Below are 15,980 nucleotides of genomic sequence, written 5' to 3'. Positions count from 1 at the left end.
TGCAAGTGCTCGTCAACCGCGCATCAATCTTCCTTAGTTACTCACGATTGCAGACTTCCACTTCCTTGTCAACACAGAAAGTGTAAAGTTTTATATCCCAAAAGTTGCCCCTAGAATCAACATCCTAACAGCATCAAAGCGGGCGTAAATGCTCCAAAATCTTGCCGTCTAAATACACAGCATTAATTACCCTTTCCGACGTATCACACCATTTAGCAACAACCGCACTCGGTACACCCTTGCCAACCTGTTCGCTAATAAAAGTATCCCGGCAAGAGTAGGGGGTAGTTGTCTTAGAACCCTGTTCATGTTGCCTGGTTTTTTCAGTAATCGGGTCAACCAATTTATGCCATACCTGTTTACTGAAATTGTTGTAATTAATCGCCCCGCCCTTAATAGGTGATGGAAATACCAACCTATCCTTGTCAGTCAGATTTTGTGGCTTGATACCTTTCAACAACCGAACCAGTTCTTGATTGCAAGGAAATTTACGTCGCTTATTGTTTTTACTGCCGTCAACCCTTGTCTCCTTACCGCTTGGGTGCTGTATACTCCCATTGAACACAATGTGAGAAAAGTCAGTAGCAATGTCAGACCACCTCAACCCAACAGCTTCAGATGGACGGCATCCAGTCAGCAGCCAGAACTGCACCATCGGGTAGTAAAAACAAAACTTTTGCCCCGTTTCTCCCCTCCCATTCCAAGTCCCTCTGTGATTCTTAAAAGCCTCCAATACCAGCTCTTTTTCTTCTGCCGTAAATGCGTTCGGTTCCGGGTCGCTTTCCCAGTTATGTTTAGGCAATTCTGCTGCTAGCCCCTCGAACGGGGATACAGTCAAGCTCTTGACAATCTTGAACTTAATTCCCTATTTAACCGCTGCATTTAGGTGAGTCAAAATCCTTTTGGTCATGCTGTTGGTCGTATCCTCCAATAGCCAAGCGCGTACCTGCAAAGCGCAGTCCTCTGATAGAGGCTGGTAGGGGCAACGGTCAACATAGCTTTGAATGCCTGTTACCAAGTAGTTAAAAGTTGTGGCCTTGAGTGCTGGTTTCTTGAATTCCAAGTATTTAGCAAACAGCTTAGTCAGTGTCAGTTCAGGCTTAGGCTTGACCGTCTCAATAACAGTCAGGTGAGTCTGTGACTTGTACTTTTTGAGTGTGGGGTCAAACCGCTCAAACTTGATATCAGATTCAATCAACTGTGCCTTAGCTTCTGCTAGTTCCCAGTTTTCAGGGGTATCTGCCAGATTTAGGTAAAAGTGTTTGCGTTCGCCGCCATAAAGATGTCTGGGTAGTTGCAACCTTAGTCTGCCACTGCGAGTCTGGATAACAACCGATCCTTTTTTTGCCCGATCGGGAGAGTCAACCATAATTTTGTCTCCAACTTCAATGCAACCAAGATACTACTTTTGGAGACAAATTGGAGACAAAATTAGAGACAAAGTATTTGTTAAACACACAACGCCTTACTACATAAGGGGCTTAGCGCTTACCCCCTAGCGCCTTCCAAGCTAACTATGCGGGTTCGATTCCCGCTGCCCGCTTGCGTCCATAAGAACCTCAAACCAACGATAAATCAACGGTTTGAGGTTTTTTATTGCTCAGAATACGGCTAAGTCAGGGGTCTAATTGACTAGAAATTGACTACGATTTGACTACAATCTGCCTCGTTTGAATACAAATTGAATACAATCCATACCTAGACCAGGTTTGAGCCGTACTCTTCCGCCAGAAGCCCCAGAATAGCGTCGATATCAGCCAAGTCCGCCCTCGACTTTTTGCGCTGCGCTTTCAACTGATTGAGCAAGTCGGCCTGCTTTGGAAATAGGGATGAGCGTGCACAAAGAGGTAAGAAAATTGCAAAATGGGCGTTAGAGTTGCTGGAGAGTTCCTGGTTTGTAGTAAAAGTAGTAACTGAGATATTGCACTATTTTTATGAACAGGCAAGATGCCTGTTCCACAAAGAGTGAATTTTCTTGTGGGGAGTAGGGGTTGGGCCGGAGAACCCGCCCCTGAAAGGCTTATTGAAAATGGTGCAATATAGAAGTTACTACCAATTTTTTTACCACCTAAAATTTCAATCCTCAAAAATATCTAACTGTTGGCCATCAGACTCTTTTTTACCATCTTTTTTAACACCTTTCCGCAGCCCGATCGCAATTTTGCTATGTTTCTCAATCTGCTTCATCACCTGTCTCGCCCTGTCAATCACCGACGGCGGTAAACCAGCTAATCGGCCCGCTTCAATTCCGTAAGATTTGTCAGCACCTCCCGGCTGGACTTGGTGCAAAAACACGATTTGATCCGGCAATTCTTTCACTGTCACTTGATAATTTGCGACATTATCTAAAATAGAAGCTAACTCATTTAACTCGTGATAGTGAGTCGCAAAAATTGTCCGCGCCCGAATCTCAGTTGCTAAATATTCTGCCACAGACCAAGCAATCGAAAGTCCGTCAAAGGTTGCCGTTCCTCTGCCAATTTCATCTAACAAAACCAATGATTGCGGCGTCGCGTGATTGAGAATATTTGCAGTTTCGTTCATTTCCACCATAAAGGTAGACTGACCGGTTGCCAAATCATCGACGGCGCCGACGCGGGTAAAAATCCGATCGCAAATTCCCAAACTCGCAGCTTTCGCCGGCACAAAACTGCCCATCTGCGCCATTAACTGGATCAAACCCACCTGCCGCAAGTAGCAGCTTTTCCCGCTAGCATTCGGCCCGGTTAAAATAATTAAATCTGGGCGCTTTAGCGATTCTTCCCGACCCAAAAAAGCCGAATTAGGTACAAAAAATCCCGGCGGCAAAGACTTTTCCACCACAGGATGACAACCTTCAATAATTTTAATTTCCCGACTTTCTGTCATAGTCGGGCGGCAGTAATTCTGGTAAACTGCTACTTCTGCCAAACCGCACAAAACATCGGCCGCCGCCACGGCGCGGGAAACGTTGCGAATAATTTCGGCGTGTTCTCCTACCTCCGATCGCACTTTAGCAAAAATATCGTATTCCAATTGATTTAAATCTTCCCGCGCCGTCAGAATTCGCACTTCCCTTTCTTTTAATTCTTCAGTGCTATAGCGTTCTTCATTGGTGAGAGTTTGCTTGCGGGTGTAGTCCTTCGGTACTTGGTCTACTTTCGATTTGGTAATGCTGATGTAATAGCCGAAAGCTTTATTGTAGCCAACTTTTAAATTAGAAATTCCGGTGCGTTTTCTCTCAGTTGCTTCTAAATTGGCAATCCATTCTTGGTCGGCTGATGCAGTGTGGCGCATTTCATCTAGCATGGGATTGATTCCCGATCTAATCAAACCTCCTTCTTTTAAATGAATCGGCGGTTCATCAACTAAATGAGCGTGAATTTTACTTGCTAATTCTTCTAAAAGTGGCGGTACATTTTGCAGCGCTTTCAAATAGGGCGATCGCCCTTGGGCTGCGATCGAGGCTAATTGCGGCAGTTTCGAGAGAGAATCAGCTAAAGCGACCAAATCCCGCGCGCTAGCTGTTCCAGAACCCGCGCGGCCTGTCAGTCTTTCGATGTCGTAAATTTGGCGCAGCAACTGCTGCAAATCTTGGCGCAGGGCGTTATTTTCTACTAATTCTTGAATCGTGTCATGTCGGGCGCTAATGCCTTTAATGTTGAGCAAAGGTTGCAGCACCCAGCGGCGCAAAGCGCGGCCTCCCATTGCGGTGCTGGTTTTGTCTATAGCCCACAGCAGCGAACCATGAAAAACCCCATCTCTCACTGTTTGAGTAATTTCGAGATTGCGGCGGGTTTGGTAGTCGAGTATGAGAAAATCGGTGAGAGTGTAAGTGTGCAATCTTTGCAAAGAAACTGCTTTTTCTTTTTGAGTTTCTTCGAGATATTGCAACAAGCCGCCGGCGGCGCGCACTGCGAGGGAAAGGTGTCCGCATCCCATGCCTTCGAGCGATCGCACTTTGAACTTTTGTAGGATTCTCTGTTTTGCTTCGGACAAAGTAAACGGAATTTGCGATCGCAAAGAATAGCAAAACGAATTCGGCAAACAATCGGGCAAATGCTCGGATTTCTCTCCGGGCCTCAACATAGTCACCAAATCCGGCGCATTAGTCGGCACCAAGACTTCCGAAGGCTGCAAGCGCAGCAATTCGAGGGTTAATTGTTCTAAAGTGTCGGCTTGGGTAGTGACGAATTCTCCCGTAGAAATATCAGTATAAGCCAATCCCCAATGTTCCCCCGCTATCACAATTGCGGCTAAAAAATTATTTTGTCTGGGTTTGAGCATTCCGTCATCAGTCAAAGTTCCGGGAGTGAGAATGCGGGTAATTTCTCGCTTGACTTGACGACCTTCTTTAGCAGCAATCGAGGCATCTTCTACTTGGTCGCAAACTACTACAGCATAGCCTTTTTCTACTAACATTGAGGTGTAGCGGTCGAGGGCGTGGTGCGGCACTCCTGTCATCGGCACTCTGCCAATTTCCTTGCCGCTTTCTTTACTCGTACAAACAAGTTCTAATTCCCGCGAAATTGTAACTGCATCTTGGAAAAAACACTCAAAAAAATCTCCGACTCGAAACAATAAAAGTGCGTGGGGATACTGTTCTTTCACTTCCACATACCGCTGCATCATCGGCGTCAGCTTGGTGAATTCTAGTAAGCGGTGGTCGGCATTGCGGATGTTGGGTTGATGGGGGTCTGTTGGGGTAGATGCAGTGTAAGGCATAAAAGGCGATCGATAAATTTTAATCTTTAACAACTTTAGCGCAAGCTCGGCTTTTAGCTATAACTAATATACAATATTTGACGATTATTCCTCCTTAAGCAGGGTGCGTGATTGTCAATATTGGTGAAGAGTGTTGAGCTATACAAAAGTCACGCACCCTACTTAATAATCGATAAACTTGCTTTTAGTTGAGAATTTTTATGTCGCTACTTATCTAATGTGAGTCCAAGCAGCCGCTACAGTGAGACTTAGGGCGGATATTTTATCTATTGTGAGAGGATAGGGATCGGCGAGTCACAAAAACAACCTCATCCATCTCGTTATTAACTGTTATAGCAGATGTTGAAAGCCTTTCAAGTTCGCTCAGGGTAAAAAGAAAGAAGAAGCAATCTTCCGCAATGATTTCAGCAATTAGGAACGTCTTAACCGTCGAGCGTGCTTGCTATAAAGGTTGGGCGTTAACACAATAAAGTCAAAATTTCCGCATTTTTGGGGCATAAACTTTACATTTTTGTTATTTAAAACAGCCGAAAGATAGATTTTTAAATTATACCTCGGATAGAGAGATAAAATATTTTATATGCTTACAATTAAAAACATCGAAGCGAGTAATTTATCGGCTTAGTAAAGGTAAGATTTAGAATCAAAAATCTGCTAGCTAGTAGTTAAATAGAGGAAAAAAAATAATGAAAGCTCTTTGCTGGCACGGAGCAAATGATGTGCGAGTTGATAATGTACCAGACCCAACAATTATCAATCCGCGCGATGCGATAGTTAAAATCACGTCTACAGCAATCTGCGGCTCGGATTTGCACCTCTACAATGGCTTCATCCCGACAATGCAATCGGGCGATATCATGGGGCACGAATTCATGGGGGAAGTAGTCGAACTCGGCAGCCAAGTCAAGAACTTAAAAAAGGGCGATCGCGTCGTCATTCCTTTTACTATTTCTTGCGGCAGTTGCTTCTTTTGCAACCGCGATTTGTGGTCGCTGTGCGACAACTCCAACCCCAATGCAGGGCTGGCTGAAAAAATGTTCGGTCATTCGCCGGCGGGACTGTTTGGCTACTCGCATTTAACGGGCGGCTATGCAGGAGGTCAAGCAGAATACGCGCGGGTTCCGTTTGCAGATGTCGGCCCTTTAAAAATTCCCGACGGACTTTCGGACGAACAAGTATTGTTCCTCACGGATATCTTTCCGACGGGTTACATGGCGGCAGAAAACTGCGACATTCAGCCGGGGGATACGGTAGCAGTTTGGGGATGCGGGCCGGTCGGACAATTTGCGATCAGAAGCGCGTTTATGCTGGGGGCCGATCGAGTAATTGCGATCGACCGCGTACCGGAACGCTTGCAAATGGCGGCCGCGGCCAAAGCTGAAATCATCAATTATGAAGAAATGGACGCCGGGGAAGCCGTCACCGAAATGACGGGGGGACGCGGGCCCGACTCTTGCATCGACGCGGTGGGAATGGAAGCCCACGGCACCGGTCTCGACGCTTTGTACGACAAAGCAAAGCAAGCCGTGCGGTTGGAGAGCGATCGACCTACGGCCCTGCGACAAGTGATCCTCGCCTGTCGCAAGGGCGGTACAGTGTCAATTCCGGGCGTTTACGGCGGCTTCGTTGACAAAGTGCCATTAGGTGCAGCTTTCAACAAAGGCTTGACCCTGAAAATGGGACAGACGCACGTTCACCGCTATTTGCGGCCTTTGCTCGATCGCGTTCAAAAAGGCGAAATTGACCCGTCATTCGTAATTACGCACCGAATGAAATTGGATGAAGCGCCCCACGCTTACGAGATTTTCAAACAGAAAAAAGACAACTGCATCAAAGTTGTCCTCAAACCCTAACTCGCATTTACCCTTCAAGGAGAAACTATGCTTTTACAAGAAAAAGAATCAGGCGACTTGATTGAAATCCTCGATGTAGATGCTTTAATCAGCCCTACAAAACAAGAAGTGTCGGGAAAAAATCAAGCTGGTCAAGAAGAGCAAGAGAAAGCAACTTTTCCAAAAAGTAATTTAGTCTTTCCTTCCGGTGAAAATCTGCCGCGCTGCTGGACTGAGGAAAATTATCAAACTCATTGATATCAAGGGAAACCCCAAACCTAATATCCAGAACCCCGACTTCTTTAAGAAGTCGGGGTTCTAACAGTTTGAGGTAAAAAGGGAGATTAATTGTTAACGATCCACTCGACTTGATGGGCTTCTGTGATGTCTGGAATATCCAGCCGCGCAGCTAATTTGCGAATGACTGCTTGCGGTACTGTTGCTGTGCGCGATCGATTCCGCTGCAATATTTCTTCTAGAGGTACTTCTAGATAAACAATCCGAATGCGCGCTTGATAATCGGCAAAAAAATTAATTAATTGCTGGCGCATTTGTTTAGTTGTATTCGTGGCGTTCCACACAAAAGAACGCCCCTCATTTATGTATTCGCGCGCTCTTTGTTTGGCGGCTGTGACCACATTTCCAGGGGTTTCGTCGGGAGGGACATTCATCTCTTTTCGCAGTGCATCCAGCGAGATTACTGGCAAATCTGGGAGATTTTTACGAATCCAATAATCTTTACCGCTTCCTGGCAATCCCGACATCAAAATTACTTCGCATTTAGTGTCGTCAAATGCTTCGTAATCCGGGTGGCCGTTCTCTTTGCGGAAATAGATAAATCGGCTGTGTGCTGAGGGGAATTGTCGGGGAGAATCCAAACAATTATTTTCTTGACAAAACTCCCGAAATAGTTCTATTTTATCGAGCAATTCTTGTCTGTCGCTACACTGTCGGCCGCGCACGTCTGCTTCGGCTAAAAGTGCGAGGAAATCGCAGCGGACAACTTGACTAACTTTAATTACCGACTGCTGCGGGTTGGGTTTGTCGATTAGCCAGATGGGTAAACTGCCGAATTGGACGATCGCCACCACGGTTTCCCGAATCTCAAACTGCACAGGCGGCTCGAATTGAGATAAAATTTGTCTAACCATTCTCGCACCTTGGCGGGCGTGACCTTTTGAGCTAATTCTGCCATCGGCTTCGATTTTTGTAAAGGTTGGTTTGGCGACATCGTGCAGCAAAGCGGCCGCAAAAAGTATCGATCGTTCTTGCACGGGTAATTGACGCCAATTTGGGGAAGATATTAATGCTTCGCAGACCATTCTGGTATGAATTAAAACGTCTCCTTCGGCGTGATAAATCGGGTCTTGCTGACATCCTTTTAAGTTTTGAATCCAATCGAAATGATTTTGAATGCTGTCCCAGTCCAGAAACCAATCGGGCGGTTGGGGACAAAAGGGAAAAGTCCAAGTGACCGAGGGCGATAACAGTCCATTCATAAATTCACCTGCGGGTTAACTAAAATTAAATAAATTCACATCGGGACGCAGAATATTCGGTATAATTGGGCGATTTAGCCAATGTCCTTCTGCATTTTTTATAGCAGTCAAAAAGCTGGCACGCACGTATTTGTAACGCGCCTTGACTATGCCATCTTCTTCAACTTTAATGTACAGCCCCTCCATGCGATCGCTCTTGTCAGTCTCTTTAAAACATCGTTCTTCATCTAATCCCAATTCCCGACAGGACAAACGCAACCGATCCAAATGTCCCGGTTGAATAAAATTAGATTTTTCCACAAACTGCATCATTTGCTTGGGAGATTTTACAACTCCAGAAAACAGCACGGGAACGGAGGCTAACGGCAGTCCGCTTAACAACTTGCGGCGGGATTCTGTACTCAGAAATTGACTGGTTTCTAAGTCCAGCACATCGTATTCCATAAAATAGTGCGGCAAAAAATCATAAAAAACAGTGTGTTTCGCATACAGCCATTCGCCGTAAAGAATGTAGCGATTTCCCAGCACTTCTCCCAGGGTTCCGCTGAGACTGAAAGCCCACTGCTTGAATAAGTTAAAATGTTTTTCCCTCGGCCCGCCGGTGAGATAGTGGCCGCGACTTTGCAGCAGCATTTGTCCGTCTGGTGCGAAGCTGATGCCTGTATTTGCGCCGTCTACCTTTTCTTCTATAATTAGAGGGCGATCGAGCAAAGCGCTAAATGGCACGCTGTCGAGGTCTTCATCACCCGGTTGGAAACGCGAACCTTCGATGTGATAAGTTCTAGGATATTTAACAATTTTGAGCATCAGCCAATCCATTTTAGATTTGAGAGGCGACCCATCCATTTTAGATTTGAGATTTGAGACTTGAGAGGCGACCGAATCTATTTAACCATTATAATGGAATAATCACAAAGGAGCGTGTAAGTTGAAAAGTCAAAGTTTCCAGAGCATATCATCAGCATTCGCTGGGATTCTATTAGTAGGCGCGCTACTCCTGGGATTAAACTCTTTTGTCGTCATCAATCCAGGTGAAGCAGGGGTGGTTAGCGTTTTAGGAAAAGCCACAGATGGAGCATTGTTAGAGGGGTTTCACCTCAGACCCCCGCTGATCTCCAAGGTAGATGTGTACGATGTAACAGTGCAAAAATTTGAAGTTCCCGCCCAGAGTGCTACTAAAGACCTTCAGGATTTAAATGCTAGTTTTGCAATAAACTTTCGCCTCGATCCTGCGAGAATAGTTGATGTCCGAAGGACTCAAGGAACCTTGGAGAATATAGTCTCAAAAATAATTGCTCCTCAGACGCAAGAAGCCTTTAAAACAGCGGCTGCACTGAGAACCGCCGAACAATCGATTACTCAAAGAAGTGAACTGAAGCGAGACTTTGATACTGCGCTGAAGGAAAGGCTATCCAAGTATGATGTAATCGTACTCGATACGAGCGTTGTTAATATTCGATTCTCCACAGATTTTGCGAAAGCGGTTGAGGAGAAACAGGTTGCTGAACAGCGGGCGCAAAGGGCTGTTTATGTGGCTCAAGAAGCAGAACAACAGGCTCAAGCTGATATTAACCGCGCTCAAGGTAGGGCTGAAGCTCAAAGACTTTTGGCTGAAACTTTGAAGGCTCAGGGCGGCGATTTAGTGCTGCAAAAAGAGGCGATCGAAGCTTGGAGAAGCGGCGGCGCTCAGATGCCAAAAGTGCTGGTTATGGGCGCAGGTTCGAGTCGGGTTCCTTTCATTTTTAATATGAACGATATTCAGGAAGAACCCGATCGCCCGCCAGTGACCAACAATTAAAATATGGCTGAGGGTAACAAGCCCCGTGTCTCCGAAAATATTGGCTTTGCTAACCACAAATCTCGGAATAAACCGGGTTTCCTCAGAAAGCGCACATAAGTTCTATGAGAGTTGCCGGAATATGCTACACTTCTGAAAGCCACAATATAACGACAGTTTGAATCTGTCGTTATAAAAGCGAAGTCCGCAATTAACACGCAGGCAACACACTCATTTTAGGAACCAGGAGAAATCATGACCCGCGCTATTATGGAAACCGACAAAGGCACAATCAATTTGGAATTGTTTGATGCGGATGCGCCTAACACAGTGAAGAATTTTGTTGACTTGGCGGAAAAAGGTTTTTACGATGGATTGTCCTTTCACCGAGTCATTCCTAACTTTATGATTCAAGGTGGCTGTCCAAAAGGCAATGGAACTGGTGGCCCCGGCTACAAAATCAAGTGCGAAATCAACTCGAACAAACATGAGGCAGGAACTTTATCGATGGCTCACGCAGGCCGGGATACGGGTGGTAGCCAATTCTTTATTTGCCATTCTCCCCAGTCTCATTTAGATGGAGTTCACACAACTTTTGGCAAAACTGAGGATATGTCTGTCGTCAATGCTATCCGCCAAGGTGACAAGATTATTTCGCTCAAAATTGAGCATTAATTTCCTCTAATTAGTTTTGTTTGTAGTAAGGACTAAAGTCCTTATTGCAAACAAAACGTGTGAAAGTTAAGAGTTTTAAAATCTACAACTTATGACCAATAATTTTTTGATGGTACAAGCCCCGGATTTATCCGTGGAATCAATCCAAAATCCCAAATCATTGCATCCTCAAGCCCCCGGATTTATCCGTGGTGTCAATCTAAAATCTAAAATCTAAAATCTAAAATCTAAAATCGAATGACTGTTATCAATGATAATACTGTGGTGACTGAGTTAACTGAACTATATTTAAAATACGAAAAAGCTCTTTGTACGAACGATATTGAAACTCTCGATAATTTGTTCTGGGATGCGCCGGAAGTCGTGCGGTTTGGGGTGACTGAGAACCTGTACGGGAGTGATGAGGTGAGGGCTTTTCGCAAAGGACGATCGCCTGTAAATGTCGATCGAGAAATGTTCAACCTCAAAGTCGTGACATTCGATGCAGACACGGCGGCTGTGACGCTGGAATTTCGCCGTGTAATGGATGGAGTGGTGCGGCTGGGGCGGCAGAGTCAGATGTGGCGCAAGTTTCCTCAAGGGTGGAAGATTGTTTCCGCTCACGTTTCTTTTTTGCCGCTGTAAATGTTAAGTCATTTCCCTTGAATTGCCCGTAATGAAATTCTGTCGATCGGGCTGGGCGGGTTTATAGATATTATGGATGTGAATTACAGATTGTTTGTGAAACCCGCCCCTACAAGTATTGTGGTTAATTTACCTGACAGGATATTAAAGCTAAGAAAACAATATATTCAAATGTAAAATTACTATTTTAATTTGATTATTGTTGAGCCATGTAATTCGGCATAGATTCTTTTTTTCCTTTACTATTAGTACCTCTTCTTTTTGGTCACTCCCATTCGCTAATACAGTTCATATTTGAGCAAAGTACACGGAATCGAGCCATTATAAACAGGAATCCGCCGGGATGTCCTGAGTCCCACCTTTTTACCCAACTCCTTATTCCCAGTCAAAATAAAAGCATTCCAACCTTTAAAACGATGCTTGAAAATATCCCCCAACATCTTGTACAAATCTCCTAATTCGCTAGCATCTCCCAGGCGCTCTCCGTAGGGAGGATTGCAAATCAAAACGCCTCTGTCTGCGGGTGCTTCCAACTGAGATAACTCGGTTTGAGCAAACTGAATCTTACCGGAAATACCAGCTTGCTGCGCGTTCGTGCGAGCTTGAGTTAACATATCAGAATCGCGATCGCACCCTGCAATCACCTCTTTAAGTTCCGGTAACTCACTATTTTCCGCTTCCGCCCACAATTCATCCCACAAAGGTTCGTCAAAATCCCGCCAACTCATAAATCCAAACTTTTCTCGAAACAATCCCGGTGCAATATTCAATCCCTTTAAAGTCGCTTCCAAAGGCAAAGTTCCCGAACCGCACATCGGGTCTAAAAACGGCAAATCAGGCGTCCATTCTGCCATCTCCAACAAAGCCGCAGCTAGGGTTTCTTTGAGGGGAGCAAGCCCCATCGCCGGTCGATATCCCCGGCGGTGCAAACTGCCGCCAGAACTGTCTAAACTTAAAATAGCTCTATCTTGATGAATGTGAATGTTAATTTGCAAATCGGGATGCTCTACATCGACATTAGAACGCTTGTTAAATTGAAGGCGCTGTTGGTCGGCGATCGCATTTTTGACCTGCAAAGCTGTAAAGTGAGTGTGGTTCAACTTTTCGTTGCCGCCGGTGCAGTTTACTGCTAAAGTATTTTCGGGGTATAAGTATTCGTCCCAAGGGATTTTCTGCACTTCGCGGTAGAGCATATCCGAGTTGTAACACCGGAATTCGGCGATCGGCATTAGCACTCGAAAAATTGTTCTCGACCAAAGATTGACGCGGTACAATAAAGCCCGATCGCCCGCAAAGTAAACCCCTGTAAAATCTGGCTTGACATCCTGGGCCCCTAAACGTTCTAATTCTTGGGCGGCAATTGTTTCTAAACCGCGCGCAACTGTAGCAAAATATTGATTCATTGATAATTGGTAATTGGGAATTGGGAATTGTTACTAACAACAGACTCCAGACTGATGACTATAATAGCTGGTTTTAATCCTAACTATCAAAATAAATACTCTACCTTTACGATAAATCACTCGCATTAATCTGGGTGGGGGCGGGTTTGAGAGATTGTTCTTTGTTGGCTGTGATTGTTTGTGAAACCCGCCCCTACAGATTGTTAAAAATGTGTGAGTCACAAACTGTCGGTGGGGGCGGGTTTGAGAGATTGTTCTTTGTTGGCTGTGATTGTTTGTGAAACCCGCCCCTACAGATTGTTAGAAATGTGCGAGTCACAAACTGTCAGTAATACTGGTGAAATTAAAAGCTTTCACGCGCACTCCGGGTACGACACTACCGCCGTAACGCTTCACCGTACTAACTGCATCCACATCGCGCAACATATCAGGTAAAACTTGATTGAAACGCAGGTTTTTAATCGGGTAAGCAATTTTGCCATCCTCAATCAAAAAAGTACCGTCGCGAGTCATTCCCGTTACTTCCAATGTTTTCGGATTAACGTAGCGCACGTACCAAGCTCGACTGACGAAAATTCCTCGCTCGGTTTGAGCAATTAAATCGGCTAAACTTTGGTCGGAACCTGTCATCACGATCGGGTAATAAGCACCTTTTGCCTCTTTGCCTTTTTGTTCGGCCCAGTAGCGGGAATAAGACAAACTTTGAGGGACGCCATCTTTGATGATTTCCAAATAGTTATTGCTCAATCCGTCGCCGAAAAAAGTATTCGATCGCAACAAAGGATGAGCCGGATCGCGCTGCACTTGCACTAACGGGCTAAAAAGTTGTTCCCCCGCGCGGTTTCCCGCTGGTTTTCCCTCTGCATCGGCGATCGACATAAACGATCGCCCCTCATCCGCCGCCCTCGCATCCAGCCCCCAAATTACCCACGGTAGCAAGCCCGCAAAAGCAGCGCCGTCAAAGATTACCGGATAAACGCCGGGGGTGATGGGGCGCGGGTTGCGGGAGGATTTCGCCCGATCGAGCACTTGTTCTGCTAATTGGGCGATCGGCAATTCGTTGATACTCCAAGCAGTGCTCTTCGCCCAACTAGAACCGTCTTCAACGCGAGCAGTAAAGCTGAAATCCGCATCTGTAGACTGGTTGCAGGCGCGGAGTCCGGTTGACGAGGCGATCGCGTACAGCGACGCCTCAGTGCTCAAAGTGCCCGAACCATGAGCGCCCCCCTGGGAGGATCTGGCGCACGCTTGCTGCACCATTTCGGCCCGCGCTAGAGGCGATACAGTTGCCGTTGCTGCGTCGAATGCGGGCGATCGCAAATCGTAGGTTTGAGGCGGCAGCAGCGGCATCCATTCGGGGTCTGCCGGCGCAATTCGGGCCAATTCTTCCGATCGCTTGACTGCAGAGGCGATCGCATCTTCATCAAATTCTGTAACAGCAGCAGAGGCGCTTTTGTTACCGAAATAGCTAGTAATGTTCAGGCTAAATACAGTTTTGCTGATATTTTGGCTGATTTGATTTTCCGAAAATCGGGAAAGAGATTCCTCGCCAGTAGAGAGACTGACAAATACTTCCTCTGCTTTGGATAGTTTGACTGCTTTTTCTACTACAGATAAGGCTTGGTCTTCACTTAAAATTGCGGGCGATGTTGTTACAATCATGATTGGTAATTAGGCATTGCGAATTGGACATTGCGAATTGGGCATTGCGAATTGGGCATTGCGAATTGGGCATTGTTAGCAATTAACTAATAACTAAGAACCGATGCCCCATGCCCCATGCCCTATTACCCAATTTGAATATCCCTCACTCGCACCGGCACACAAGCGTGAGTCATCTGAGCAACCTGCATCGGCTCGCCCTTTCCGCATATATGAGTACCGCACTGAACCAGCTCCGAAGCCGGCCCGATCGCATCTATTTGATTCCAGAAATCAGTAGTCATCGCCTGATAAGTTACATCCTTCAACATACCGACAACTTTACCTTTTTCCACCTTCCAAAAAGCATCGCCACCGAATTGAAAATTGCGCCGCTGCTGGTCGATCGAATAACTACCCATACCGTCGATTAAAATCCCGTCTTCCGTATCCGCAATCATCTGTGCCAAAGTAGCAGTATGGCTGCCGCCATCCGGGCCCGGCTCCAATCCCAAATTGGGAATTCTCACCATCGGCACGCTCGACCAACTGTCAGCGTAAGCAGAACCGTTGCTGCTACCGCGTCCGAGGCGATAAGCCGTCTCTCTGTCAGTGAGATAATCAACTAAAATTCCATCCTTGACAACGTACCAATCTTGTGATTTTACGCCCTCATCATCGTAACCCATTGTACCGCGACCACCTGATTGAGTGCGATCGCACTTAAAATTCACCCAAGGTGCAGCATATTGCAGTTTATTTAACTTATCAGTAGTAGCAAAGGTCGTGCCAGCAAAATTAGATTCGTAGCCGTAAACCCGGTCTAATTCAGTTGGATGTCCGACCGATTCGTGAATAGTTAAGAACAAATTTGTCGGCTTGAGAATCAGGGATTTGCAAATACCAGCCGGGATTTTAGGAGCGCGGACTTTCTCAATAGCTTCAGCGGCAACTCTTTCGACTTGACTCAACAAATCATCGGGATTAATATGTTCGTAACCGATATTAAGCGGCGGGCGATCGTAACTGCGACTTTGGGCATCGCCGCCCGCAATTGCCGTACAGCTAAAACCCGGATAGCAGCGGTAGATTGTTTGTTCGATTAGCGAGCCTTCTGTAGAAGCAAAAACCTTGTCTTCGCGGCTAAACTGCAAAAAAGAAGAAGCTTTTTTGATGCCTTGTGCGCCGTGTGCTAGTAGCTTCTCGTTGATAGTTAGCAGCAGTTCGGCTTTCTCAGCAACGGGTACAGAAAAAGGGTCAATGGCGATGGGAGTAATGTAGGTATCGACATATTTTTCGACAGGCACTAACCGCACCGGTTCCTTTTGAGTCAAGCGGCTGCCTTTAGCGATTTCTACAGCCAAAGCGACTATTCTTGCAACCTCTGCCGGCGTTTTGCTGTGACTGGCGGCAAACCCCCAAGCGCCGTCTAGAAGCACGCGCACGCCAAAACCGGAACTTACATTATCTGACAGTTGACTTAAAGATCGATCGCGCGCGTAAAGATTCTGCCTTCGGTAACTGCAAAAACGTACATCACCGTACTCGCAACCTGTTTTCCGAATCAAATCTACAGCCAAATTTGCTAACTCGTTAGCAGAGATTTTTGCAGTTAATTGCACCATAGTTATTCGTCATTCGTCATTAGTTGTTAATTATTATAGCGCTTTTCAATTTTTTGAACCCTTTTCAATAAGCTTTCTCTGGGCGGGCTCTCCTGCCCAACCCCTACTCCCCACAATCAATTCACTCTTTGTGGAACAGGCATCTTGCCTGTTTGTGGAACAGGCATCTTGCCTGTTTGTGGAACAGGCATCTTGCCTGT

At 45.9% G+C, this 15,980-nt stretch carries 13 protein-coding genes; 5 read left to right on the top strand and 8 right to left on the bottom strand.

All coding sequences use genetic code 11. The annotated features are described in order from the left end of the window. Positions 1-133: 133 nt before the first annotated feature. The 3 genes from QT984_RS10765 to mutS form a co-directional block, all read right to left on the bottom strand. Positions 134-838, bottom strand: coding sequence for a tyrosine-type recombinase/integrase (locus tag QT984_RS10765; protein ID WP_333057077.1), 705 nt, complete (start codon positions 836-838; stop codon positions 134-136). Positions 839-865: 27 nt separating this feature from the next. Next, positions 866-1,369 (bottom strand): Arm DNA-binding domain-containing protein, encoded by a 504-nt coding sequence (locus QT984_RS10760; protein WP_333057079.1) that lies wholly within the window; start codon positions 1,367-1,369, stop codon positions 866-868. A 707-nt stretch (positions 1,370-2,076) separates the two neighbouring features. Then, positions 2,077-4,704, bottom strand: coding sequence for a DNA mismatch repair protein MutS (mutS, locus tag QT984_RS10755; protein WP_333373966.1), 2,628 nt, complete (start codon positions 4,702-4,704; stop codon positions 2,077-2,079). Between the two features lie 686 nt (positions 4,705-5,390). On the opposite strand from mutS, the gene QT984_RS10750 reads away from it, so the two are divergent. Both QT984_RS10750 and QT984_RS10745 read left to right on the top strand, forming a co-directional pair. Continuing rightward, positions 5,391-6,557 (top strand): zinc-dependent alcohol dehydrogenase, encoded by a 1,167-nt coding sequence (locus QT984_RS10750; protein ID WP_333057081.1) that lies wholly within the window; start codon positions 5,391-5,393, stop codon positions 6,555-6,557. Between the two features lie 27 nt (positions 6,558-6,584). Continuing rightward, on the top strand, positions 6,585-6,794 hold the full coding sequence (locus QT984_RS10745) for an acetyltransferase (protein WP_333057082.1): 210 nt from the start codon (positions 6,585-6,587) through the stop codon (positions 6,792-6,794). Between the two features lie 86 nt (positions 6,795-6,880). Here the strand turns inward: QT984_RS10745 and QT984_RS10740 are convergent, their stop codons facing one another. Then, complete coding sequence (locus tag QT984_RS10740; RefSeq protein WP_333231474.1) at positions 6,881-8,035, bottom strand: AAA family ATPase; 1,155 nt, start codon at positions 8,033-8,035, stop codon at positions 6,881-6,883. Positions 8,036-8,050: 15 nt separating this feature from the next. After that, positions 8,051-8,842, bottom strand: coding sequence for an RNA ligase family protein (locus tag QT984_RS10735; protein ID WP_333208719.1), 792 nt, complete (start codon positions 8,840-8,842; stop codon positions 8,051-8,053). 121 nt (positions 8,843-8,963) lie between these two features. On the opposite strand from QT984_RS10735, the gene QT984_RS10730 reads away from it, so the two are divergent. The 3 genes from QT984_RS10730 (at position 8,964) to hpxZ (ending at position 11,111) form a co-directional block, all read left to right on the top strand. Next, positions 8,964-9,833 (top strand): prohibitin family protein, encoded by an 870-nt coding sequence (locus QT984_RS10730; RefSeq protein ID WP_333057085.1) that lies wholly within the window; start codon positions 8,964-8,966, stop codon positions 9,831-9,833. 234 nt (positions 9,834-10,067) lie between these two features. Beyond that, positions 10,068-10,487, top strand: a complete 420-nt coding sequence (locus tag QT984_RS10725) for a peptidylprolyl isomerase (protein WP_333057086.1) — start codon at positions 10,068-10,070, stop codon at positions 10,485-10,487. Between the two features lie 237 nt (positions 10,488-10,724). Next, the gene (gene hpxZ / locus QT984_RS10720) at positions 10,725-11,111 is read left to right on the top strand and encodes an oxalurate catabolism protein HpxZ (RefSeq protein WP_333057088.1); all 387 of its coding nucleotides are present in this window, start codon (positions 10,725-10,727) and stop codon (positions 11,109-11,111) included. 278 nt (positions 11,112-11,389) lie between these two features. Here hpxZ and QT984_RS10715 read toward each other — a convergent pair whose 3' ends face one another. The 3 genes from QT984_RS10715 to QT984_RS10705 form a co-directional block, all read right to left on the bottom strand. After that, positions 11,390-12,514 carry a THUMP domain-containing protein gene (locus tag QT984_RS10715; RefSeq protein WP_333208715.1) on the bottom strand — a complete coding sequence of 375 codons (1,125 nt, stop codon included), beginning with the start codon at positions 12,512-12,514 and terminating at the stop codon, positions 11,390-11,392. A gap of 315 nt (positions 12,515-12,829) precedes the next feature. Next, positions 12,830-14,176 carry a TldD/PmbA family protein gene (locus QT984_RS10710; protein WP_333373963.1) on the bottom strand — a complete coding sequence of 449 codons (1,347 nt, stop codon included), beginning with the start codon at positions 14,174-14,176 and terminating at the stop codon, positions 12,830-12,832. Positions 14,177-14,301: 125 nt separating this feature from the next. Beyond that, on the bottom strand, positions 14,302-15,780 hold the full coding sequence (locus QT984_RS10705; RefSeq protein ID WP_333373961.1) for a TldD/PmbA family protein: 1,479 nt from the start codon (positions 15,778-15,780) through the stop codon (positions 14,302-14,304). Positions 15,781-15,980: the final 200 nt, after the last annotated feature.

The organism is Microcoleus sp. Z1_B2, assembly GCF_036700325.1.
Lineage (GTDB): Bacteria > Cyanobacteriota > Cyanobacteriia > Cyanobacteriales > Microcoleaceae > Microcoleus.
This window is presented reverse-complemented; position numbering and strand designations above follow the sequence as displayed.